Raw genomic sequence first — 22477 nt, forward strand, 5'->3', positions numbered from 1 at the left:
TTGTCTGTCTTGGTTTTCGATCGGAGTATTCAGCATGTGCGGTCGCTATTTCGTCCAGCGGGAGCCGGAGCGGCTGCAGCGCGAAATGGGCAGTGTCGGCCCGCTGCCGAACCATCCGGCCAATTTCAACGTGGCGCCGACGCAGATGTCCTGGGTGGTGCGGCGCAACCCACAGGACGGCGCGCGGCATCTGGGCCTGCTGCGCTGGGGGCTGGTGCCGCGCTGGGCGAAGGATGCCTCGGGGGCGGCGAAGCTGATGAATGCGCGCAGCGAGGGCATCACCGAGAAGCCTTCCTTCCGCGAGGCGTTCCGCCGACGACGATGCCTGGTGCCGGCGGACGGGTTCTACGAGTGGCGCCAGGAGGGCAAGGCCAAGCAGGCCTATGCCGTGGCGCTGAAAAGCGGCGCGCCGATGGCGCTGGCCGGGCTGTGGGAGGGCTGGCAGCTTCCGGATGGCGAATGGCTGAAGACCTTCACCATCATCACCACCGAGGCCAATGCCAAGCAGGCGCTGGTGCATCAGCGCATGCCGGTGATCCTGCCGCCGGAGGATTGGCCGCTCTGGCTGGGCGAGGCGGAGGGCGACCCGCTGAAGCTGCTGCGCCCCAGCCCGCCGGAGGAGCTGGCCTGCTGGCCGGTCGCCGCGCGGGTCGGCAAGTTTTCCGAGAATGATGCCAGGCTGCTGGCGCGCGACCCCCTGGCCATGCCGCCGCCGGAGCTGGACGACCCGCCGGTCTATTGAGGGCGCTGCTAGAGCGGGCAGGGCCGCTTGCCGGCGCCGGCCAGCGCGGCGGGGCGCGGCGCGGCGGGCGCGGCGCCCAGGCTGTTCAGCAGCAGGGCGGCGATGACCAGGGCGACGCCGGCGATCTCGCCCGCCGCCGGCACCTGGCCCCCCGCCACCGCGATGGCGAAGGCCGTCACCGGCACCAGGTTGATGAACAGCACGCCGCGCGCCGCGCCGATGGCGCGCATGCCGCCATTCCAGCCCAGCACGCCGAGCAGCGAGGCCAGCAGTGTCAGGTAGAGCAGCGAGGGCGTGGCGGCGGCGAGGCTGGCGGCGCTCGGCCAATGCGCCCAGCCCAGGGCCAGGGCCAGGGCTTCCAGCCCCAGGATGCTCAGCGTGCCCAGGGCGCAGCTCAGCGCGGTGAAGCGCAGGCCGGACCAGCCGGGAAAGCGCTGGGCGCCCAGGGTGTAGAGCACCCAGGCGAAGGCGCCGAGGAAGACCAGCCCCTCGCCCCGCCCGACGCCGCCCGAGAGCAGCAGGGCGGGCGCGCCGCCGCTGACCACCAGCGCGACGCCGGCCAGGCCCAGCCCGACCGCGGCCAGGGCGCGCGGTGCCGGCCAGCTTCGGCTGCGGCCGGCGGTGACGGCCACCGCGATCAGCGGCATCAGCGCCGGGATGACGGAGGCGTGCTGCGGCTCGGCCAGGGTCAGCCCCAGAAAGGCCAGCAGGCCGAAGCCGGCGAAGCCCAGCGTGCCGAGCGCCCAGAGGCGCAGCCCGGCGCCCTCCAGCCGCAGCGCGGCGCGCCCCTCCACCGCCCAGAGCAGCAGCAGGAGCAGCGGCGCGGTGACGCCATAGCGCAGCAGGGTCAGGGTGAAGGGGTCGAACCCCGCCATCAGCGGCTTGACCACCGCGAACATGCCGCCCCAGACCAGGGCGGTGCCGGTCAGCATCGCCATGCCGCGGGCGCGCGGCGGGATGCTGGATGCGATGCTGGGCATGGGCTGCCCTCCTTGCTGCGTTGCGGCACAGGATGGGTGTGGACATTCGCCCATGCGACGCGTTTGATTGCGCGGTGCCTGCGCAAAAACACACAGCCCAAGCGGCGCTCGGCGATTGGGACCGGCTGCGCAGCCTGCTGGCGCTGCGGCGCGGCGGCTCGCTCTCGGCCGCGGCGCGGGCGCTCGGGGTGGACCACACCACCATCGCCCGCCGGCTGGAGGCGGCGGAGCGCGAATTCGGCGCACCGCTGTTCGAGCGCGGGAAGGAGGGCTTCGCCCCCACCCCGCTGGGCGAGGCGGTGCTGGAGGCGGCTGAGCACATGGAGGCCGAGATCATCGGCCTGCTGCGGCGGATCGACGGCGCCGCCACGGGCCTGACCGGCCCGGTGCGGGTGACGACCACGCCGCACCTGGCCGCCTGCCTGCTGGCGCCGGCGCTGGGGCCGTTCCTGGCGGCGCATCCCGGGCTGCAGATGGAGCTGGTGGCGGACAGCCGCAGCCTGGACCTGTCGCGGCGCGAGGCCGATCTGGCGCTGCGGCTGGCGCGGCCGGACACGCCGGGTCTGGTGGCGAAGCGGCTGGGCGAGGTCGGCTTCGCCTTCTACGCCGCGCGCGAGGACGGCCGCAGCTTCGCCGAGCAGAGCTTCATCGCCTATCAGGATGCCTCGGGGCATTCGCCGCTGCAGCGGCACATGGCCTCGCTGGTGCCGGAGGGGCGGATCGTGCTGCGCTCCAACGCCATGCAGGCGCTGCACAATGCGGTGCGCAGCGGGCTGGGGGCGGCGCTGCTCTCCTGCTTCTCGGCCGAGCCCGACCCGGCGCTGCGCCGGCTGCCGGCGCCGCGCGGCATGCCGCCGGTCGGGCTGTGGCTGGTCTATCACGAGGATCTGCGGCGCAGCCCGCGGCTGCGCGCGGCGCTCGGCTTCGTGGAGGAGGTGATCCTGCGGGCGCGCGGCAGGCTGCTGCCGGCCGGGTTTCCGTTCGATCCGGTCTAGGCCGCCGGCGGGCGGTCAGGGCGCCGGCGGCCCGGCGGCCTCGTCATAGGCGCGGCGGCACTGCTCGATGCGCGGCCAGTTCTCCCGGATCCAGGCGGTGAAGCCCTCCAGCGCCGGCAGCATGCTGGCGCCCATCGCGGTCAGCTCATACTCGACGCGCGGCGGCACTTCCGGGAAGTAGTGGCGCCGCAGCAGCCCGTCGCGCTCCAGGTTGCGGAGCGTCAGGGTGAGCATGCGCTGGGTGATGCCCTCGATGCCGTGCTTCAGGGCGGAGAAGCGCAGCCGGTGGCCCGGCGCCAGGGCCAGATGCGACATGACCAGGATGGTCCATTTGTCGCCCAGCCGGGCGAGGACGCTGTTGGGGGCGCAGGGGCGGAAGACGGGGCCCTGCGCGGTCGCCTCATAGGGGCGGCCATGGATCTGGTTCGCCAAGCGTATCACCCTTGTGCCCGGGGCAGGAAAATGTGCCGTCTTCCGGCCGGATTCCATGGGTATATATGAGGAACCCTTGTTCAGCGACGGGGGTTCTCCATGTCAGACAGCAAGAGGCCGATCCTGGTCTTCGGCGCCACCGGCCAGCAGGGCGGATCGGTCGCCGCCGCCCTGCTCAAGGCCGGCTGGCCGGTGCGCGCCTTCGTGCGGGATGCGCGTTCACCCAGGGCGGCAGCGCTGCGCCAGGCCGGCGCCGCGCTGGCCGAGGGCGATCTCGCCGATCCCGGCTCGATCCGCGCCGCCCTGCAGGATGTGCATGGCGTGTTCAGCGTGCAGCCGAGCTCGGGCCAGGGCGCGCTCTACGGGGTGAGCGACGCGGAGGAGGTGCGCTACGGCATCAGCATCGCCGATCTCGCCCTGCAGGGCGGCGCCCGCCATCTCGTCTACAGTTCCAGCAACGCGGTCGGCGACACGCCGACGGGGATGGGGCATTTCGACAGCAAGGCGCGCATCGAGGCGCATCTGCGGAGCCTGCCCCTCGTCACCTCCATCATCCGGCCCGCCGCCTTCATGGAGATGCTGATGATGCCCGGCTTCGGCCTGGACCAGGGGCGCTTCCATTTCTTCATGCGGCCGGACCAGGCGATGCAGCTGGTGGCGGTGGCGGATATCGGCCGGATCGTCGCCGCGCTGTTCGCCGACCCGGCGCGCTTCGGCGGCAGCGTCATGGAGGTGGCCAGCGACGCGGTGACGGGCCGGCAACTGCAGGCCCTGTTCACCGAGGCCGCCGGGCGGCCCATCCCCTATGCCCGCTTCCCCGACGAGGTGCTGGCGGCCAATCCCTTCCTGGCGCGGCTGACAGCGCTGGTCGATGCGGGGCGGCTGACCGGCCAGGCGCGGCTCGACGCGCTGCGCCGGCTGAACCCCGAGCTGAGCGGCTTCCGCGCCTGGCTGTTCGGCCCGGGCCGCGCGGCCTTCCAGGCGGCGCTGGGCAGCGCGGGGGCCTGGCGCTACGGCCCGGGCTGAGGCGGCGCCGCCCTTTCGCAACCCCACCCTCCCCCGCCCGGCCCGGCCTTGGCATGGCCGGCCGGCCGGGCCATCATCGCGCCAATGAAGGCCGCCCCGAGTACCACCGGCATCGCGCTTCCGCGTCGCTGACGCGAGAAGCCAGGGCACGCGACCGTCACGGCCGCGTGCCGGCGCTCGCCCGCGCCGAGCCGGGCGGGCCTTCGCCGCGGCAGCGGCCTGCGAACCAGTGGTCTTCATCATGCAGAATGTCTTCGAGAGCCCGTTCAAGGGCATCACCCTCGATCGCCTCGTCACCAACCCCAACATCCGGGTCGGGCGCCACAGCTACTATTCCGGCTATTATCACGGCCATGGCTTCGACGATTGCGCGCGCTTCCTGCTGCCCGAGGCAGGCGCGGGCGTCGACCAGCTCATCATCGGCGCCTTCTGCTCGATCGGCTCGGGCGCGGCCTTCATCATGGCCGGCAATCAGGGGCATCGCAGCGACTGGATCAGCACCTTCCCCTTCTTCTGGATGCCGGAGGTCCCCGCCTTCGAGGGCGCGGCGAACGGGTACCGCCCCGCCGGCGACACGGTGATCGGCAATGATGTCTGGATCGGGACCGAGGCCATCATCATGCCGGGCGTCAGGGTGGGCGATGGCGCGGTGATCGGCACGCGCGCGGTGGTGACCAAGGATGTCGAGCCCTATGCCATCATGGGCGGCAACCCCGCCCGGCTGATCCGCAAGCGCTTCGACGAGGCCGCCATCGCGCTGCTGCTGGAGCTGCGCTGGTGGGATTGGAGCGACGAGGCGCTGCGGGCGGCCATGCCGATCCTGACCAGCGGCGACATCGCGGCGCTGCATCGCCACTGGCAGGAGGAGCTCCGGCCGAAGGCCTAGCCGGGGCCGGCCCACCGGGCCGGGCGGCGGCGGGCGGCGACGCCCGCCCCGCTCACGACCCCCGGTAGGTCGAATAGGACCAGGGCGTGCAGAGCAGCGGCACATGGTAGTGCCCCTGCCCCTCGGCCAGGCCGACGCTGAGCACCACCTCGTCCAGGAAACGCGGCTCGGGGGCCAGGCCCTGGGCGGCAAAGTACTCGCCGATATGGAAGCGCAGCTCGTAGCGGCCGGGGATGAAGGCCTCGGGCGGCAGCAGGGGCGAATCGGTGCGGCCATCCCCATTGGTGGTGGCGTGGCCGAGATAGTGGCGGTCCGGCGCCACGCGCCACAGCTCCACCCGCACGCCGATCGCCGGGCGGCCCGAGGCGGTGTCGAGCACATGGGTGGTCAGGCCAGGGGGCTTGGTCATTCGGCGGCCTCGCTCAGTTCCTGCGGGATGGTGGAGGTCAGCTCGGCCAGGTCGAAGCGGCGCAGGCTGGCGAGCTGCGCCTCGGCATCCTCCAGCCACAGCGCGCGGCAGATCCCGTCCACCAGCCGCGGCACGCCGTATTTCATGCCGCTGATGCTGGCGCCCGACAGGCCCATGGACAGCGTCGCCGCATAGGTCATGCAATGCAGCCGGGCGAGCAGCGGCGCCGCCCCAGGCGTCTTCTCGCGGAAGGAGAAATCCTCGGCGAGATAGGGCGAGGCGCCGCAGAGCGCGCTCTCCTCCCCCGGCGGCGGCGCGAAGGCGTCGCGCCAGAGCAGGATCGCGGGCGCGAAGGCCGCGAGTTCCGGCCGCAGGCCGAGATCGAAGGTGAAGCCGGTGCCGAGGATCACCGCATCGGCGGCGAAGCGGCCGCGCGGCGTGTCCAGCACCACCGCGTCGCCCTCCATGCCGGCGCCCTGCACCGGCGCGCCCATCACCAGGCGGAAGCGCGGATCCTCCGCCACGCGGTCCCAGCTCTCCTGCGGCGGCGGCTGGTTCAGCTCGAAGATGTGCCGGGTGAAGCGCCATTTCAGCAGGTCCGGCAGGGCGTGGTACTGGCCGAGATACCCCGCCTGCTCCATCCAGCGGAACGGGTTCACCCGCGGCATGCGCGGGCGGCGGACCAGCATGGTGGCGCTGGCGGCGCCGGCCTCCAGGGCGGTCGCCAGATTGTCGAAGGCCGAGGCGCCGGCGCCGACCACGATCAGATGTCTGCCGGCCAGGGCGGAGAAATCGATCGCCTGGGCGGTGTGCAGCACGCGGCCCTCCGGCAGCGCGCCGAAGGGAGGCGGGATCTGCCAGGCGCCGGAGCCATCCATGCCGGTGGCCAGCACGGCGCGGCGGGCCAGCCGCACCACCTCCCCCTGCGGCGTGCGGAAGCGCAGCGCCAGCAGGCGCCCACCCTCGGCGCTGTCGATGCCGAGCAGCGCGTGCTCATGCCGCAGCGGCAGGGCGAGGGTCGCGGCATACCAGTCGAGGTAGCGCTGCCAATCCTCGCGGCCGATCTTGCGCAGGGCGTCCCAGGCGGCCTCGCCGTCGCGGGCGGTGAAATAGGCGCGCGGCGTCAGCGCCGGCACGCCCAGATCGGGGCCGGTGACGTGCTTGGGCGTGCGCAGGGTGCGCATGCGGGCGAAGCTGGTCCAGACGCCGCAGCCGCCGGGCGCGGCGCGGTCGAACACCGCCACATTCTCCACCTTCTGCCGGCGCAGGCCGAAGGCGGTGGCGAGCCCGGTCTGGCCCGCGCCGATGATGGCGACGTCCAGCACCCCCTCCGGCGCCGGCGGCAGCCAGGGATGCGCCGGATAGTCCAGATGGTCGAGCTGGCGCCGCACCTCCTGGGCGAGCGCGTCGAGGGCGGCGGACATGGCGAATTCCCGGATCCTGGCGCGGGGCGGCGCGTTGCTGCTATGCGTCACAGCATGCCGCCGGCCCCGCGCCGCCGGCAAGCGCGACACGCGGTGCCCCGGGGACCCTTCCGGCGCCGCCCCGTCCCGGCCGGATCCCCGTCCGGGCTCCGCCGCGCGCGGGCGCCTCCCCCGGGATGCGCCCCGCCGCCAGACCGCCATGGAGATGCCCGTGACCGCCGGCGTGACCAAGCTCCGCGTGAAGGATGAGGATTTCCTCGTCGCCTCGATGATCGAGCGCTGCCCGAAAAGCATGATGGTGCGGGAGCTGCTGCAGAACGCGCTGGAGGCCGCGGCGCAGGCGCCGGCGGGGGCGCGGCGCGTCGAATTCGCGCCGCTGGAGCTGGCCGAGGGGCGCAAGCTGGCGATCTGGAACAGCGGCCCCGGCCTCACCGGGCCGGAGCTTTATGCGATGTGCGACATCGCCGCCTCGATCCGCAAGGAGACCGGGCTCGACCGCAATTTCGGCATGGGCGCCAAGGTGGCGGCGCTGCCCTCCAACCAGCGCGGGCTGCGCTACCGCTCGGCGCGGGACGGCCAGGTGCATGAGGTGGTGATCGGCAAGCGCGACGGGGTCTATGGCCGGCTGCTGCGCCCGGGGCCGGAGGGCCGGCCCACCGAGATCCTGGAGGTGACCGAAGCCGCCCGGGCCGAAGGCCGCGCCGCCGCGCCGGACTGGACCGAGGTGGTGCTGCTGGGCAATGCCGAGGCGCAGGACACGGTGGCGGACCCCTATCTCGGCCAGCCGCGCAGCGGCACGCGCTGGCTGCTGAACGCCATCACCCTGCGCTATTTCCGCTTCCCCGAGGGGGTGGAGGTGGTGCTGCGCCCCGGCACCGCCCCGGCCGCGGAGGCCGGGCGCGTTGCGCCGATGCAGGCGCGGCTGGCAGCGCTGGCCGATTACGAGGCGGTGCGGCTGCCCGACGGCACGGTGCTGCACTATGCCTATGACCCCGCCGCCGGCGCCCCCGGCGCCAGCGACAGCCGCAAGAGCCTGGCCGGCATCGTGCATCGCGACGAGGTCTATGGGCTGCTCTGGGGCGGCGTCTGGCGGCGCGAGGCACCGGGCTTCGGCATCCCCTTCCTGTCGCGCAACATCAGCGTGCTGGTGGAGCTGCCGGAGCACTACCCGGTGCAGCCCGAGGCCTACCGGGAATTCCTGCGCTATCGCGGCGGCAGCCAGGCGCAGGTGAAGGCGCTGGATTTCGCGGCGCTGGTGGCGGCGCATATCCCGGCCTGGCTGCAGCGCCATCTGGCCGCCGCCATGCCCGACGCCGCCTATGCCGAGGAAGCGCAGGAGACGCTGCAGGAGCTGCTGGAGCGGCTGGAGGTGCGCCGCCGCCGTCCGCCCCAGGCCCCCAAGCCGGGGGCGCCGAAGCCGGAGGCCGACGCCGCGCCGCAGCCCGCCGGCGAGGCGAAGCCGCCGCAGGCGGACACGGCCGAGCCCGCCGCCCCGGCCGCGCCGAAGCCGCCGGCGCTGGAGCAGGCGCCGCAGCTGATCCTGCTGCGCGACGCGGCGGAGATCGCCGATCGCGACCTGGCGCAGCGCGCCGCCGCCTACTACCCGCAGACGCATCAGCTGCACGTCAACCTGACCTATCCGGCCATCGCCACCCTGGCCGAGCGGCTGCGCGCCCTGGCGCCGCCGGGGGCGGAGCCGGAGGAGGTGTCGCGCGCCGCGCTGATGGTGGCCGAGCGCGCCATGGTGCTGCGCATCGCCCGCGCGCTCGCCCATGGGCTGGCCAAGCGCGACCAGCCCGGCGCCTGGAAGGAGGCGCAGCTGCGCGCCCTGCTCTCGCCCGAGAGCCTGACGCTGGCGGCGGAGGATATCGACACGGGCTGGCTGGATTCGGAGCAGGCGATGCGCACCGCGCTGCTGATGGTGGGCGCCGCGACCGATTGAGGCGGCGGCGCCGGGCGGTCGGCCGCCCGGCGCATCCAGGGCCAGGGCAGTGCCCCGGCGCCGGAGCGCCCGGTCCCGGCACGTGCCGGACCGCCCCTCCGCCCGTCCTGCCGCGCCCCGCTGGCCCACGCGGCGGCGGCAGCCCGAAAGAAAAGCGGGGAAGACTAGTCTATCTGCAGGCCGGTGCGGGCGACCACGGCCTGGAACCAGGCGAATTCCTCGGTGAGGAAGGCGCGGGTGCTGTCGGGCGTGCTGTCGTCGCGCGGATCGGTGCCGGAGGAGGAGAGGCGTTCGCGCACCGCCGGTTCGCGCAGCGCGGCATTGGCGGCGCGGTTCAGCGCGGCGGCGATATCGGCCGGCATGTCCTTCGGCCCGACCAGGGCGGTCCAGGTGGAGAGCTCGTATTCGGCCACACCGGCCTCGGCGAGCGTCGGCACATCGGGGAAGTTGCGGTCGCGCGCGCGCGTCGTCACCGCCAGCAGGGTCAGCGCGCCATCGCGGATCTGGCCGACGATGGAGGCGATCTGGTCGATGGCGAACAGCACCTCCTGCTTCATCAGCGCCTCGGCCACCGAGCTGCCGCCACGATAGGGGATGTGGTTGGCCGGCGCCTCGGCCAGCTTGCTGAACAGCGCCCCGGCCAGATGCGCGACGCCGCCGACGCCGGAGCTGGCATAGCCGTCGCGCCCACCACCCTCGCGCAGGCGCGCCACCAGCTGCGGCACGCTGCGGATGCCCGACGCCGTGGGCACCACCAGCCCCATGGCGCTGGTGCCGACCACGGCGATGGGGGTGAAATCCTCGGCCGGGTTGTAGCGCGCCACCTTGGGCTGCGCCGCCGGCGCCACCGCCAGGGTGGAGGCCGAGCCGACCAGCAGGGTGTAGCCATCCGGCCGGGCGCGGCGGACGAAATCGGCGCCCAGCGCGGAGCCGGCGCCCGGCTTGTTCTCGACCACGGCGCGGCCGCCCTCGACCAGCAGCGGGCCCATGCGGTCGGCCAGCACGCGGCCGGCCAGGTCGGTGGCGCCGGCCGGGGCGAAGGGCACGATGATGGTGATGGTGCGGTCCGGGAAGGCGGCGAGGGCCGGGCCGGCGGCGAAGGGCAGCGCGGCGCCGGCCAGCGCCAGGCGCCCCAGGGCGCGGCGGGACAGGGCGAGGCGGGACGGGCCGGGGCCGGTCGCCTCGGCCAGGGTGTGCGGGGCCATGGGCGCGCGGGCAGGGCTGCGCATGGACGATCCTCCTTTGTGACTTCTTGCCCGCATGCTCGGTCCCGTCGGCAATGGAGTCAACGATATTGTCGACAATCCCGTCGCCGATTATGGTGCGGAGGCCGGGCCAGCCCCGGCCCGTTCAGGAGCGCCCATGGCCGAGCCCGCCCGCGACGACACCCCCACCCCCCTGCCCGCCGCCATCGCGGCGGCGCTGGAGGAGGACATCGTCTTCGGCCGGCTGCACCCGCGGGAGCGGCTGGTGGAGGAGGAGCTGACCGCGCGCTTCCGCGCCACCCGCCACGCCATCCGCCAGGCGCTGTCGGAGCTGGAGCGGATGGGCCTGGTCGAGCGCATTCCCAACCGGGGCGCGCTGGTGAAGGCCTACAGCCTGGCCGAGGTGGAGCAGCTCTACGCGCTGCGCGCCCTGCTGGAGCGCGAGGCGGCGCGGCAGATGCCGCTGCCCCCGCCGGAGGAAGCGCTGGCCGCGCTGCGCGGCGTGCAGGCCGCGCATGACCGCGCGGTGGCGGAGGGCGATGCCCGCGCCGCCTTCCGCGCCAATCTGGCCTTTCACCGCGCCTTCTTCGGCTGCTGCGGCAATGCCTTCCTGGCCGAGACCATCGAGCATCTGGCGCTGCGCGCGCATGCCATCCGCTTCGCCGCCGTGCCCGACCCGGCGGCCCTGGCCCGCGCGCGGGAGGAACACCACGCCATGCTGGCGGCGCTCGAGGGCGCCGACCGCGACGCGCTGCTGCGCCTGTGCGAGGCGCATCTGGTGCCCTCCCGCCAGGCCTATCTGCGCGCCCAGGCCGCCTTCCTGGCCTGATCTTTTCCGGTTTTTGTTCGCCCCTTTCCCTGCCCGCCCCCTTCCCTGCCTGCCCTGAGGAAACGCCCATGACCGACAAGAACGACGCCCCCGACGCTGTGGGCCTGACCCGCGGCCTGACCAACTATGGCGACCGCGACTTCGCCCGCTATCTGCGCCTGTCCATGGCGCGCTCCATGGGCCTGTCCTCCGATCTGCTGAAGAAGCCGGTGGTCGGCATCGCCGCCACCTATTCCGAGTTCAACAACTGCCACCGCCTGGTGCCGGAGCTGGTGGCGGCGGTGAAGCGCGGCGTGCTGGCCTCGGGCGGCCTGCCGCTGGAATTCCCCACCATCTCGCTGGGTGAGGTGTTCCTGAACCCGACCAGCCTGTTCTTCCGCAACCTGATGTCGATCGACACCGAGGAGATGGTGCGCGGCCAGCCGATGGATGCGGTGGTGCTGGTGGGCGGCTGCGACAAGACGGTGCCGGCGCAGCTGATGGGCGCCGTCTCCGCCAATGTCCCGGCCATCCAGGTGGTGACGGGGCCGATGATGACCGGCCGCTGGCGCGGCGAGCGGCTCGGCGCCTGCACCGATTGCCGCCGCTTCTGGGCCAAGTTCCGCGCCGGCGAGATCGACCAGGACACCATCGAGGAGGTGGAGGGCAACCTGGCCACCACCGCCGGCACCTGCGCGGTGATGGGCACCGCCTCCACCATGGCCTCGCTGGCCGAGGCGCTGGGCATGATGCTGCCCGGCACCGCCGCCATCCCCGCCGTGCATGCCGACCGCATCCGCGCCGCCGAGGCCTCCGGCGCCGCCGCGATGATGCTGGCGGCGAAGCAGATCACCCCGGACCGGATCGTCACCGAGAAATCGGTGGAGAATGCGCTGCGCGTGCTGCTGGCGATCGGCGGCTCGACCAACGCCATCATCCATTTGACCGCCATCGCCGGCCGCGCCGGCGTGACCATCGACCTGAACCGGCTGAACGAGCTGTCCGACACCACCCCCGTGCTGGTCGACCTGAAGCCCACCGGCCCCTTCTACATGGAGGATCTGCACGTGGCCGGCGGCATCGGCGCCGTGCTGCGGGAACTCAAGCCGCTGCTGCATCTCGACGCGCTGACCGTCTCCGGCGAGACGCTGGGCGAGCGGCTGGCGGCCGAGCCGGGCTTCGTCGACCGCGCCGTCGTCCGCACGCGGGAGGAGCCGCTGCAGCCCGAGGGCGGGCTGGTCGCGCTGTTCGGCTCGCTCGCCCCGCGCGGCGCCATCCTCAAGCGCGCCGCCGCCGACCCGAAGCTGTTCGAGAAGGAGGCCCGCGCCGTGGTCTTCACCTCGCTCGAGGATCTGGCCGCGCGCATCGACGACCCGGATCTGGACGTGACGGCGGATGACATGCTGGTGCTGCAGAATGCCGGGCCGCTCTCGCCCTCCGGCATGCCGGAGGCGGGCTACCTGCCGATCCCGTCCAAGCTGGCGCGGGCGGGGGTGAAGGACATGGTGCGCATCTCGGATGCCCGCATGTCCGGCACCGCCTATGGCACCATCGTGCTGCATGTCTCGCCCGATTCCGCCTCCGGCGGGCCGCTCGGCCTGGTGCGCAATGGCGACCGCATCCGCCTCTCGGTGAAGGAGCGGCGCATCGACCTGCTGGTGGCCGAGGACGAGCTCGCCCGCCGCCGCGCCGAGCTGCCGGCCGCGCCGCCGCCGCCCAAGCGCGGCTATGCGCGCCTCTACAAGGAGCAGGTGCTGCAGGCCGATGAGGGCTGCGATTTCGACATGCTGCGCGCCGACCCGTCGCGCTGAGCCACGACACCGGCCGGGCTCCCTCCCGGCCGGGCACACCCCCCCTTGGCTTCGGCGCGGCCGGTCCTATCTTCAGCGCCGGGAGGACGACCTCCCCGCGCACCGATCACGGCAGGGACGGCCCCGCCACCTTTCACAAGGGGGCCGCCCTTCATGGCCTGGATCTATCTCCTCTTCGCCGGATTGCTCGAAATCGGCTGGGCCGTCGGGCTGAAATACGCCCATGGCTTCACCCGGCTGGTGCCCAGCCTGCTGACCATCGCCAGCATGGCCGCCAGCCTGGCGCTGCTCGGCCTGGCGCTGCGCAGCCTGCCGCTCGGCAGCGCCTATGCCATCTGGACCGGCATCGGCACGGTGGGCACCGCCCTCCTCGGCATCGCCCTGTTCGGGGAGCCCGCGACGGCCGCCCGGCTGCTCTGCATCGCCATGATCGCCGGCGGCATCATCGGGCTGAAGCTGGTCTCCTGACCGGCCGGGCCGGGGGAATCCCCTCCCCCGGCCTTGTCTTTCCGCCAGCCCCTGGCAGGAATGCACCTCCTAAGGTTTCCGGACGAGGCAGGCACGATGGCGGTGGCCCCCAATCTGATCGCGGCGGTGGACGAGGCGCGCCAATGGCGCCGGCTGATGGAGATGGCCGAGCTCGGCGCCATCCCCGGCCCAACGCCCGAGGACCGCGGCGTCAACCGCCCCTGCCTCTCGGCCCTGGACCGGGTGGCCCGCCGCAAGCTGATCGGCTGGGCCACGGAGCTGGGCCTGACCGTCGCCACCGATGAGCTCGGCAACCTGTTCCTGCGGCATGAGGGCAGCGACCCGGGCGCCGCCCCGGTGCTGACCGGCAGCCATATGGACAGCCAGCCCAATGGCGGCCGCTTCGACGGCATCTGGGGCGTGCTGGCCGGGCTGGAGGCGGTGCAGGCCATCCGCGAGGCCGGCATCACCACCCGCCACCCGATCGAGGTGGTGGCCTGGACCAATGAGGAAGGCGGCCGCTTCGCCCCCGGCTGCATGGGCAGCATGGCCTGGAGCGGCTTCCAGCCCCCCACCGCCTGGGATGCGGTGACCGACCCGGAGGGCATCACCTTCCGCGCCGCCCTGGACGAACACCTGGCGGCCGAGGCCGACCTGCCGCGCCGCCCGCTCGGCGCCTATCGCCCGCACGCCTATGTCGAGGCGCATATCGAGCAGGGCCCGCGCCTGGAATCCGGCGGGCTGGATATCGGCATCGTCACCGGCATCCAGGGCAGCCGCTGGTTCACCGTCGAGATCCGCGGCAAGACCGACCATGCCGGCACCACCCCGCTCGGCCAGCGCCAGGACGCGGTGCAGGACATGGTCCGCGCCATCACCGCGCTGAACGCGCTGATGCACGACCCGAAGGACGTGCTGCGCTTCACCGTGGGCAAGGTGGAGGTCTTCCCCAACGCCTCCAACACGGTGGCCGACCTGGCGCGCTTCTCGATCGATTTCCGCCACCCGCAGGCCGAGGTGCTGCTCAAGCGCGGCGATGCCATTCCGGGCGTCATCCAGGCGGCGCTGCGCGACTGCACCGCGACGGTGACGGAGCGCTTCCACGCGCTTCCCGTGACCTTCCAGCCCGAGGTGCCGGATGCGGTGGAACGCGCCGCGCGCGCCCAGGGGCTGGGCGCGCTGCGCCTGCCCTCCGGCGCCTTCCACGACGCGCAATTCATGGTGCCGCTCTGCCCGACGGGCATGATCTTCGTGCCCTGCCGCGGCGGCGTCAGCCACCACCCGTCGGAATATTCGACGCCGGAACAGCTGGCCAAGGGCACGCGGGTGCTGGCGGCGGCGCTGGTGGATCTGGCGAAGTAAAGGAAAAAGGGTTCTTTTTTGTAAAAAAGAACCAAAAAACTTTTGTCAGTTGGCGTCCCGCATAGAGCCTGAGGCGGGACGCAAACTGACAAAGTCTTTTTGCTTCTTTTTCTTCAGAAAAAGAAGATTCTTACCAGCGCCGCGGCGGCCCGCAATCGAGATGCACGAAGCCCTCGCGCCGGTACAGCCCGACGCCGCCCACCTGCATCTGCGCCGCCGTCCGCGCCACCCCGAACGCATCCCGCCCCGGCAGGCGGAAATCCGCCGCCATGCCCGACATGTGCAGGCTCACCGTCGAGACGCGGCGGGAACGGCGGGCATTGTTGGCATTGTGCTCCGGCGTGCGGTAGCCGCTGGAGATGACGAAGGCCTCGCTGGCCTCCAGCCGCTCCGCCACCGTGTGCAGCACGTCGAACAGCCGCGGATCCATCGGCGTCACCTCGGACGCCGAAAGATCGCGGAACACCCAGTCCAGCTTGTGCAGCGCCTCGCGGTCATAACGCCCGTCGCGGAAATACACGCCGTCGAAGCTGTCCTCCGTATAGGCGCGCTGCACCTTCAGGCTGCGCACCGGCGCCAGCGGCGCCGCCGCGGCGCGGCGGGACGGCAGGGCGGTGGCGCCGAGCAGGCCGAGGCCCGCGGCGATCACCTCCCGTCGCCCGGCCATGGCCGGGTCGCAGCAGGGGCAGGAAGGGGCAGCGTGACGTTTGAAAAAGGGCATTACTCGATCGTGGTGGCTGGCGGGGAAAGCGGGGCGGCGCCGGGCTCCGCGCGCACCGGGGTGGCGCTGGCCTGGCGGGTCGGCGCCGGCGCGGTGGCGGGCGCGCTGCGCGCCTCGCGCGGCGCCGGGGCGGCGCTGCGGGCGACGGGGGTCTGGGCCGGGGCGGCCGGCGCGGCGGCCGGGCGGCGCTGGTCCAGCAGCCGCAGATAGGCCGCGTCCAGCCCATAGATGTCGGAGAGCAGGCGCGCCTGGCCCTGCTCCACCACCACCGTCTCATAGGCCAGCCGCACCGGCCAGGCGCGCGGCAGGCTGAGGAAGCTGGTCTGCCGGCTGTCCAGCGCGCGCTGGGCGCGCTCCCGGTTCCAGCCGGGCACGCCCTCCAGCACCAGGTCGAGCAGCTCCATCGGCTGGCTCAGCCGGATGCAGCCGGAGGAGAGCGCGCGGTCGGCGCGGCCGAACAGGTGGCGGTCGGGCGTGTCGTGCAGATAGATGTCGTCGCCATTCGGCATGACGAATTTCAGCCGGCCCAGCGCGCTGACATCGCTGGCATCCTGCCGCACGATATAGGGGAAGCGCTGCGGGTTCACCGACGCCCAGTCGACCGTCATCGGGTCGACCTCCACCCGCTCGCCGCCGACCACGGTGAACAGGCGGAAGCCCTTCTCCATCATGGCGCGCGGGTCGCGGCGGAATTTCGGCAGCAGATCCTCGCGCGCATTGCGCTCCGGCACGCCCCAGGGCGGGTTGAACTGCACCGCCGTCATGCGCACGGCTAGCGTCGGCGTGGCCCGCGCCGTCTTGCCGACGACGACATTCATCGCCGTCACCTGCCGCGCCCCATCCATCACCCGCAGGCGGAATTCGGGGATGTTGACCTCGATGCGGCGGCCCGGCGCGGCGGCGCCCCGGCCACGGCGCTGGTCCATGGCGACGCGGATCTGCCCCACCACCGTATCGGCCGGCCGATTCATCAGCCGCTGGGTCATGGGGCCCACGCGGCCATCGACCTCCAGCGAATGGGCGGCCTGCCAGCGGCGCACCGCCTCCTCCAGCGGCGCGTCATACAGCGCGCCGCCATCCGGCGCGGCGGCCAGCACGGCATCCTCGGCCGCCAGCCGGGCGCGGAGCGCGGGGATGCGCACCGCATCCTCCATGCCCGGGTCCAGCGTGCCGCCGATCGGCATGCTCGGCCAGCCGCCGGCCTCGACACGGGCGCGGGCGGCGCGCAGCGCCAGGCGCAGCGCCGGCATCTCGGGGTGCAGCAGGGCGGCGCGCTCGATCACCTCGGCCGGCTCGGCGCTGCCATACAGGGCCGATTGCCACTGGCCGATCGGCTGGGCGGTCAGGTCGCGGCGGATATCCGGGCGCCCGGCCTGCTCCGGCACATGGCCATGCAGCAGGTCCGACATGGCGGCGGCGGCGCTGGCATAGAGGGCGGCGACATAGCCCTGCGGGTCGGAGGCGGCGCGCGCATCCTCGGGGATGTCGTAATGGCGCGGGGTCAGCCCGTCCTGGTCCAGCTGGCGCAGCCGCGCGGCCAGGCGCAGCAGCGCCTCCCAGCCCGGCTGCACGACGGGTGCGCGACCCTGGGCCTGGGCCGGCGCCACGCCCTGGCCCTGGGCGAGGGCAGGCAGCGGCAGCGCGGCGGCGATCAGCAGGGTGGACAAGTCTCTGCGGCGCATGACGCCTCCCATACAAGGGGCGCCCTGCCCCCGCCAGTCTTGATACACCGTTGTTACGCGCCATCCCAGGCGGCTGAGAAGGCTTCACATTGCAGCGCCAGGCGCATTCTCCCCTTGCGGGGACGCCCCGCCACACCCGGCCCGGCCGGGCTTGACCGGCGCCGGGGCCGGTCGCAGCCTGACCCGGTCCGAAAGGGAAACGGTCATGCCCGACGCCGCGCCCGCCCCAGCTCCCGCCCTGCCCGAGGCCGGGCGCCGCAACGCCCCGCTCGGCGCGCTGCTGGAGGAGGCACGGCAGGATTATGCCGCCGCCCGCCCCCGCTCCGCCGCGCTGCATGAGGAGGCGCGCCGCAGCCTGGCCGGCGGCAGCACCCGCAGCGTGCTGTTCTACACCCCCTTCCCCACCAGCATGGCGCGCGGCGAGGGCTGCCGGCTGTGGGACGCGGATGGCCGGGAGTACATTGATTTCTGCGGCGAGTATTCGGCCGGGCTGTTCGGCCATTCCGAGCCGCGCATCCTGGCGGCTTTGCGCGCGGCGCTGTCGCGCGGGCTGAACTTCGCCGCGCCCGGCGGCGATGAGGCGAAGCTCGCCGCGCTGATCCGCGCCCGCTTCCCGGCGATGCAGCGCCTGCGCTTCACCAACAGCGGGACGGAGGCCAACATCATGGCCCTGACCGCCGCGCGCAACGCCAGCCGCCGCCCGGGCCTGCTGGCCTTCCGCGGCGCCTATCATGGCGGCGTGCTGGTCTTCACCCCGGGCGCCGAGGCGGTGAACCTGCCCATCCCGGTGACGCTGGCCGACTACAACGACGCCGCGGGCGCCGCGGCGCTGATCCGCGCGCAGGCGGAGAGCATCGGCACCGTCATCGTCGAGCCGGTGCAGGGCGCCGGCGGCTGCCTCCCCGCCGAGCGCGGCTTCCTGCAGGCGCTGCGCCAGGCCACCGCCGAGACCGGCGCCATCCTGATCTTCGACGAGGTGATGAGCAGCCGCCACGCGGCGGGCGGCGTGCAGCAGCGCCTGGGCCTGACGCCCGACATGGTGACGCTGGGAAAATACATGGCCGGCGGCATGAGCTTCGGCGCTTTTGGCGGGCGCGAGGACATCATGGCGCTGTTCGACGGCCACCGCCCCGGCGCCCTGCCGCATGCCGGCACCTTCAACAACAATGTCCTGTCCATGGCCGGCGGGGTGGTGGCGCTGGGCGAGGTGTTCGGCCCGGCCGAGGCCGAGGCGCTGTTCGCCCGCGGCGAGGCGCTGCGCGATGCCCTGAACCGGGCAGTGGCCGGCAGCCGCATGCAGTTCACCGGCCTGGGCTCAATGCTCTGCCCGCATTTCCGCGCCGGACCGATCCCGCGCGCCTATGCCGCGACGCCGGAGGAGGAGCAGCTGCGCGAGCTGTTCTTCCTCGACATGATGCAGGCCGGCCTCTACCTGGCGCGGCGCGGCATGATGGCACTCAGCCTGCCGGTGGGCGAGGCCGAATGCGCGGCCCTGGTCGAGGCCGTCGCCGGCTTCGCCGCGCGCCGCCGCGCCGTGCTGCAATAGCCCGGCGGCGGCGCTTGCCTCAGGGGCGCTTCAGCACCGCGAAGGGGTTGGGGCGCTGCGGCGCCGCCTCCTCCGGCTCGGCCTGGTCCTCCGGCAGCAGCGCCGCCAGCTCCGCCCCCGGGGCGCGCGGATAGGGGTCCAGCGCCAGGGAGAGCTGCTCGGCCAGCGCCTCGCCCAGCTGCATCACGCCGCGCTCCTCGGTCTCGATCTCGTCCGGCCCGTCCGGGTCGTCGCTGAGATCGGCGCCCGGCGGCAGGAAGCGCAGGTCCACCGGCTCGTCGAGCCTTTGCGTCACCGGCTCCAGCGTCACCACGCAGCTCTGCACCACCTCGGCGCGCAGCCGGCCGCGGGCGCGGATGCCGCCCGATTTCTCCTCGCGCAGCTCCAGCTCGGCCGAGAAGGCATGGATCGCCGGGATGCCGAAGCGCCGGGCCAGCGCCGCGCGCTCCGCCTCATTCGCCTCCAGGCGCTGGCGCCGCCCCTCGGGGCCGACCGCCACCCAGGGCAGGGTGCGGGAGAATTCCAGGGCTTCGCTCATGCCGGCGCCTCCTCGGGGCTGGGGAACGCGGCCTGGCCCCGCGCCAGCGCCTCGATGGGCTGGGCGGCCAGCGCCGCGTCGATGGTGAAGGACAGGGCCGCCAGCTCGCGCGGCGCCGCATCCGAGGGCTCCACCGCGCCGCGCCAGACATTGCGCGCCAGCGCCGTGGCCAGCCCCTCGCGGTCGCCGGCTTCCAGCGGCGCCTCATAGGCCTGGGCGCGGCCGTGGAAGGCCTCCCACATGTTCTTGACCCGGCGGGCGATGGACATGTCGCCCACCCCCATCTCGCGCAGGTTGAAATCCATGTCGGCGAACATGGCGTCGAACACCGCCTGGGCCAGCGCCGCGCCGCGCGGATCGGCGTCGCGGTGCAGCCTTCGGATCAGCAGCGCCACATGCAGCCCGATCAGGTCGAACCGCCCATCCAGCGTGTCGGCGACGCCGAGCCGCGTGAAGAAGGCCGGGTGGCGGGCGGCACGCACGGCGGCGCCGTACAGCTCGAAGCCCTGCCGCTCAAGCGGCTTGCGGCGGAACAGGCCGAACAGGGCCATCGGATCGGGGCTCCCTTGGAAGCGTGAGCAGGCGCCGGTTGACCCCGGTGCGGGGCGGTGGCAATCGGTCCTGCAGATGGACCGCATCCCCGCGCCGGTCAATCCGACGGCGCGCGGCCCTGGCCAAGAGGAATCCGGGCAACCGTGATCAGCAGCGACACCCCCCGCCGCCCCGCCCGCGCGCCGCGCCTTCGCGCCGCGCTGTTGGCGATGGCCCTCGCTTTGCCCGCCGCCGGATGCTCCCTGTTCGACGCACCGCCGGTGCAGCGCGGCAACCGGGTCGACCAGGACCTGCTCTCCCAGCTGACGCCGGGCGTGCAGACCCAGGCCGATGTGCAGTCGCTGCTGGGCCCGCCCAGCGCCACCGGCACCTTCGACCGCAACGAGTGGTACTATATCAGCTCGGTCACCCGCATGCGGCCCGGCACCACCGGCTCGGTGCAGGACCGCCAGGTGGTGGCGATGCATTTCGACGAGCGCGGCACGCTGCGCCAGATCCGCCGTCTGGGCGAGGAGGACATGCGCGACGATGTCGGCATGGTCGGCCGCACCACCCCCGTCCCGGGCACGGAGCGCACCCTGCTGCAGGCGCTGTTCGGCAATATCGGCCGGGTCGGCGCCGGCGGGCTCGGCCTCGACCAGCAGGGCCCGGGCGGCGGCCCCGGCCGCTGAGCCGGGGCGCCCCGGCGCTGGAACACCGAAAGGCCCGGGGGATCCCTCCCCCGGGCCTTTTTTCATGGCCTTGGCGCCGGGCTTCAGGCGGCAGCGCGCGCCCGCCGCCCGCCCAGGCTGACCAGCAGCAGCGCCGTGCCGATCGCCGGCAGCAGCAGCAGGTTCAGCGTCGTCCAGCCGGCCAGCTCATGGATCGCGCCCGAGGCCAGCGCGGTGCAGGCCACCGTGCCGAAGACGATGAAATCATTGGTGGCCTGGGCGCGCACCCGCTCCTCGGGCCGGTGCGTCTCGGCCAGCAGGGTGGTGGCGCCCACGAACATGAAGTTCCAGCCCACCCCGAGCAGCGCCAGCGCCACGCCGAAATTGGCGAAATGCTGCCCGGACAGCCCGACCGCGATGCAGACCATGTTCAGCAGCGCGCCCACGGCGATCACCCGCCGCGCCCCGAACCGGCCGATCAGCCGCCCGGTGACGAAGCCCGGCGCGAACATCGACACCGCATGCATCTGGATGACCGTGGCGCTGGAGGCGATGCCGAAGCCGCAGAGCTGCATCTCCAGCGGTGTCGAGGTCATCACCAGGTTCATCGTGCCATAGGCCATGGCGCCGGTGACGGCGGCGATCAGGAAATCCGGCCGGCGCAGGATGGTCAGGATCGGCGTCGCCACCTTGGGCCGCGGCGGCGGCGGCGGCAGCCGCGTCATCGACAGCAGCGTGACGCACAGGAAAGGCAGCACCGCCAGGAACAGATAGGTGCCGAGGAAGGTGAAGGGCGGGATCAGCTCCCGCGAATGCTTCACCAGCTCCGGCCCGAAGATCGCCGACAGCACGCCGCCCGCCATCACCAGCGACACGGCGCGCGGCCGGTAGGCGGGCGTCGCCACCTCGGCCGCGGCGAAGCGGTAATGCTGCGAGATGCCGAAGCCCAACCCCGCCGGCACCGCGCCCAGGCAATAGAGCAGGAAATTGCCGTGCCACACGCCGAGCGCGAAGGTCAGGCTGCCCAGCCCCGCCCCCACCGCGCCCAGGATGAAGCCCGGCTTGCGCCCCAGCCGCGCGAAGACCAGCCCGGCGGGGATCGAGGCGGTCATCGTCGCCGCCATCTGGATCGCCATGGGCAGGGTGGCCAGCGCCTTGTCGGTGGCCAGGCTGTGGCCGATCAGCGCCGACATCGCCACCTGCCCCACCGTGGAGGCCTGCATCAGCGCCTGGCACAGAAACAGCAGCCACACATTGCGCCGCATGGCCGCCGCGGCTTGCGCCGTCTGCGCGGCCTCATGACCCGTCATCAGAAGTGACTCCATCCTCCCGTGCCGGGGGGGAGCTCCGCCCCGGCTTCGTCCAGCACGGTAACCAGAGCCTCGCCGGCGACGAAATGCCCGATGCGTGACACAGCCACGCCGCAGGCGCCGGCCCGCGCCAGGATGGCGGGCGCCGCTTCGGGCGGGGCGGCGAAGAGCAGCTCGTAATCATCGCCGCCCGAGAGCAGCTTCGGCAGCAGGCCGGCTTCCGCCGCCGCCAGCGCCGCCGCATCGGGCGAGAGCGGCACATCCGCCGCCCGCAGCACCGCCGCGCACCCCCCGGCGCGGCAGAGATGGCCGAGATCCTGCACCAGCCCGTCCGACACATCCATCGCGGCATGCGCCAGGCCCGCCAGCGCCTGGCCCAGCGCCAGCCTTGGCCGCGGCAGCCGGTAGCGGGAGGCGAGGTAGCCATCCCGGTCCGGCACCTCGCCGCGCAGCGCGGCCAGCCCCAGCATGCCGTCGCCGATGCTGCCCGAGACCCAGACCTCGTCCCCCGGCCGCGCCCCGGCCCGCTTCAGCGCCGCCCCCGGCGCCACATGGCCGAGGATGGTCAGCGACAGCGTCACCGGCCCGGGGATCGACACCGTGTCGCCGCCCAGCACATGGAGGCCGAATTCGCGCTGATCCTCGGCCAGCCCGGCGGCGAAGCCGGCCAGCCAGGAATCCGGCGTGCCGCGCGGCAGCGCCACCGTCATCAGATAGCCGAGCGGCGCGGCGCCCATCGCGGCAAGGTCGGAGAGGTTCACCCGCAGCAGCTTGCGGCCCAGCGTCTCCGGCGGGTCGTCGGGCAGGAAATGCACCCCCGCCACCATGGCGTCCGCCGCCAGCACCAGCTCCCGCCCCGGCGGAGGCATCAGCACGGCGGCATCATCCAGGAGGCCCAGCGCGCCGGGGCCGGCCAGGGGGGCGAAATGCCGGGCGATCAGGGAGAATTCGGCGGGGATGGGCATGGCTTCACTCCACAATCCGGCCA

Annotated in this window: 22 protein-coding genes; 11 read left to right on the plus strand and 11 right to left on the minus strand. The window is 73.2% G+C overall.

The window, feature by feature from the left end; translation table 11 throughout:
• Nucleotides 1-34 precede the first annotated feature (34 nt).
• On the plus strand, nucleotides 35-742 hold the full coding sequence (locus tag QE401_RS11590; protein WP_307138356.1) for an SOS response-associated peptidase: 708 nt from the start codon (nucleotides 35-37) through the stop codon (nucleotides 740-742).
• Between the two features lie 8 nt (nucleotides 743-750).
• Here QE401_RS11590 and QE401_RS11595 read toward each other — a convergent pair whose 3' ends face one another.
• A complete protein-coding gene (locus QE401_RS11595; RefSeq protein WP_307138357.1) occupies nucleotides 751-1722 on the minus strand; it encodes a DMT family transporter in 972 nt (323 codons plus the stop codon).
• 74 nt (nucleotides 1723-1796) lie between these two features.
• Between QE401_RS11595 and QE401_RS11600 the strand changes: the two genes are divergently transcribed.
• Nucleotides 1797-2717, plus strand: coding sequence for a LysR family transcriptional regulator (locus QE401_RS11600; RefSeq protein ID WP_307138358.1), 921 nt, complete (start codon nucleotides 1797-1799; stop codon nucleotides 2715-2717).
• A 15-nt stretch (nucleotides 2718-2732) separates the two neighbouring features.
• Here the strand turns inward: QE401_RS11600 and QE401_RS11605 are convergent, their stop codons facing one another.
• Nucleotides 2733-3149: a winged helix-turn-helix transcriptional regulator gene (locus QE401_RS11605; protein ID WP_307138359.1), complete on the minus strand. Its 417-nt coding sequence runs from the start codon at nucleotides 3147-3149 to the stop codon at nucleotides 2733-2735.
• 99 nt (nucleotides 3150-3248) lie between these two features.
• On the opposite strand from QE401_RS11605, the gene QE401_RS11610 reads away from it, so the two are divergent.
• Nucleotides 3249-4175 (plus strand): NmrA/HSCARG family protein, encoded by a 927-nt coding sequence (locus QE401_RS11610; RefSeq protein WP_307138360.1) that lies wholly within the window; start codon nucleotides 3249-3251, stop codon nucleotides 4173-4175.
• Nucleotides 4176-4416: 241 nt separating this feature from the next.
• Entirely contained in the window at nucleotides 4417-5061 is a 645-nt protein-coding gene (gene catB / locus QE401_RS11615; protein ID WP_307138361.1) for a type B chloramphenicol O-acetyltransferase, read from the plus strand.
• A 52-nt stretch (nucleotides 5062-5113) separates the two neighbouring features.
• On the opposite strand, the gene uraH is transcribed toward catB, so the two are convergent.
• Nucleotides 5114-5470: a hydroxyisourate hydrolase gene (gene uraH, locus QE401_RS11620; RefSeq protein WP_307138362.1), complete on the minus strand. Its 357-nt coding sequence runs from the start codon at nucleotides 5468-5470 to the stop codon at nucleotides 5114-5116.
• Nucleotides 5467-6894, minus strand: a complete 1428-nt coding sequence (locus QE401_RS11625) for a SidA/IucD/PvdA family monooxygenase (protein ID WP_307138363.1) — start codon at nucleotides 6892-6894, stop codon at nucleotides 5467-5469. The genes uraH and QE401_RS11625 overlap by 4 nt, the downstream gene beginning before the upstream one ends.
• Before the next feature lie 205 nt (nucleotides 6895-7099).
• On the opposite strand from QE401_RS11625, the gene QE401_RS11630 reads away from it, so the two are divergent.
• Nucleotides 7100-8836 carry a flagellar biosynthesis protein FlhF gene (locus QE401_RS11630; RefSeq protein ID WP_307140231.1) on the plus strand — a complete coding sequence of 579 codons (1737 nt, stop codon included), beginning with the start codon at nucleotides 7100-7102 and terminating at the stop codon, nucleotides 8834-8836.
• A 164-nt stretch (nucleotides 8837-9000) separates the two neighbouring features.
• Here QE401_RS11630 and QE401_RS11635 read toward each other — a convergent pair whose 3' ends face one another.
• Complete coding sequence (locus tag QE401_RS11635; protein ID WP_307138364.1) at nucleotides 9001-10065, minus strand: Bug family tripartite tricarboxylate transporter substrate binding protein; 1065 nt, start codon at nucleotides 10063-10065, stop codon at nucleotides 9001-9003.
• A gap of 133 nt (nucleotides 10066-10198) precedes the next feature.
• Between QE401_RS11635 and QE401_RS11640 the strand changes: the two genes are divergently transcribed.
• The 4 genes from QE401_RS11640 (at nucleotide 10199) to QE401_RS11655 (ending at nucleotide 14490) form a co-directional block, all read left to right on the plus strand.
• The gene (locus QE401_RS11640; protein ID WP_307138365.1) at nucleotides 10199-10870 is read left to right on the plus strand and encodes a GntR family transcriptional regulator; all 672 of its coding nucleotides are present in this window, start codon (nucleotides 10199-10201) and stop codon (nucleotides 10868-10870) included.
• Between the two features lie 68 nt (nucleotides 10871-10938).
• Entirely contained in the window at nucleotides 10939-12660 is a 1722-nt protein-coding gene (locus tag QE401_RS11645) for a dihydroxy-acid dehydratase (protein WP_307138366.1), read from the plus strand.
• A gap of 153 nt (nucleotides 12661-12813) precedes the next feature.
• On the plus strand, nucleotides 12814-13128 hold the full coding sequence (gene sugE / locus QE401_RS11650; protein ID WP_307138367.1) for a quaternary ammonium compound efflux SMR transporter SugE: 315 nt from the start codon (nucleotides 12814-12816) through the stop codon (nucleotides 13126-13128).
• 96 nt (nucleotides 13129-13224) lie between these two features.
• Complete coding sequence (locus tag QE401_RS11655) at nucleotides 13225-14490, plus strand: M20 family metallo-hydrolase (RefSeq protein WP_307138368.1); 1266 nt, start codon at nucleotides 13225-13227, stop codon at nucleotides 14488-14490.
• Nucleotides 14491-14620: 130 nt separating this feature from the next.
• Here the strand turns inward: QE401_RS11655 and QE401_RS11660 are convergent, their stop codons facing one another.
• Together QE401_RS11660 and QE401_RS11665 are read right to left on the minus strand one after the other, a co-directional pair.
• On the minus strand, nucleotides 14621-15157 hold the full coding sequence (locus QE401_RS11660) for a YcbK family protein (RefSeq protein ID WP_307138369.1): 537 nt from the start codon (nucleotides 15155-15157) through the stop codon (nucleotides 14621-14623).
• Between the two features lie 53 nt (nucleotides 15158-15210).
• Nucleotides 15211-16893 carry a L,D-transpeptidase family protein gene (locus QE401_RS11665; RefSeq protein WP_307138370.1) on the minus strand — a complete coding sequence of 561 codons (1683 nt, stop codon included), beginning with the start codon at nucleotides 16891-16893 and terminating at the stop codon, nucleotides 15211-15213.
• 205 nt (nucleotides 16894-17098) lie between these two features.
• Between QE401_RS11665 and QE401_RS11670 the strand changes: the two genes are divergently transcribed.
• Nucleotides 17099-18439, plus strand: coding sequence for an aspartate aminotransferase family protein (locus QE401_RS11670; protein WP_307138371.1), 1341 nt, complete (start codon nucleotides 17099-17101; stop codon nucleotides 18437-18439).
• A 19-nt stretch (nucleotides 18440-18458) separates the two neighbouring features.
• Here QE401_RS11670 and QE401_RS11675 read toward each other — a convergent pair whose 3' ends face one another.
• Nucleotides 18459-18977 carry a YceD family protein gene (locus QE401_RS11675; protein WP_307138372.1) on the minus strand — a complete coding sequence of 173 codons (519 nt, stop codon included), beginning with the start codon at nucleotides 18975-18977 and terminating at the stop codon, nucleotides 18459-18461.
• Nucleotides 18974-19528, minus strand: coding sequence for a ubiquinol-cytochrome C chaperone family protein (locus QE401_RS11680; RefSeq protein ID WP_307138373.1), 555 nt, complete (start codon nucleotides 19526-19528; stop codon nucleotides 18974-18976). The genes QE401_RS11675 and QE401_RS11680 overlap by 4 nt, the downstream gene beginning before the upstream one ends.
• Nucleotides 19529-19672: 144 nt before the next feature.
• Between QE401_RS11680 and QE401_RS11685 the strand changes: the two genes are divergently transcribed.
• A complete protein-coding gene (locus QE401_RS11685) occupies nucleotides 19673-20200 on the plus strand; it encodes an outer membrane protein assembly factor BamE (RefSeq protein WP_307138374.1) in 528 nt (175 codons plus the stop codon).
• A gap of 83 nt (nucleotides 20201-20283) precedes the next feature.
• On the opposite strand, the gene QE401_RS11690 is transcribed toward QE401_RS11685, so the two are convergent.
• A complete protein-coding gene (locus QE401_RS11690; protein WP_307138375.1) occupies nucleotides 20284-21489 on the minus strand; it encodes an MFS transporter in 1206 nt (401 codons plus the stop codon).
• Complete coding sequence (gene thiL, locus QE401_RS11695) at nucleotides 21489-22454, minus strand: thiamine-phosphate kinase (RefSeq protein WP_307138376.1); 966 nt, start codon at nucleotides 22452-22454, stop codon at nucleotides 21489-21491. The genes QE401_RS11690 and thiL overlap by 1 nt, the downstream gene beginning before the upstream one ends.
• Nucleotides 22455-22477: the final 23 nt, after the last annotated feature.

This window comes from Pseudoroseomonas cervicalis (genome assembly GCF_030818485.1).
Taxonomy (GTDB): domain Bacteria; phylum Pseudomonadota; class Alphaproteobacteria; order Acetobacterales; family Acetobacteraceae; genus Pseudoroseomonas; species Pseudoroseomonas cervicalis_A.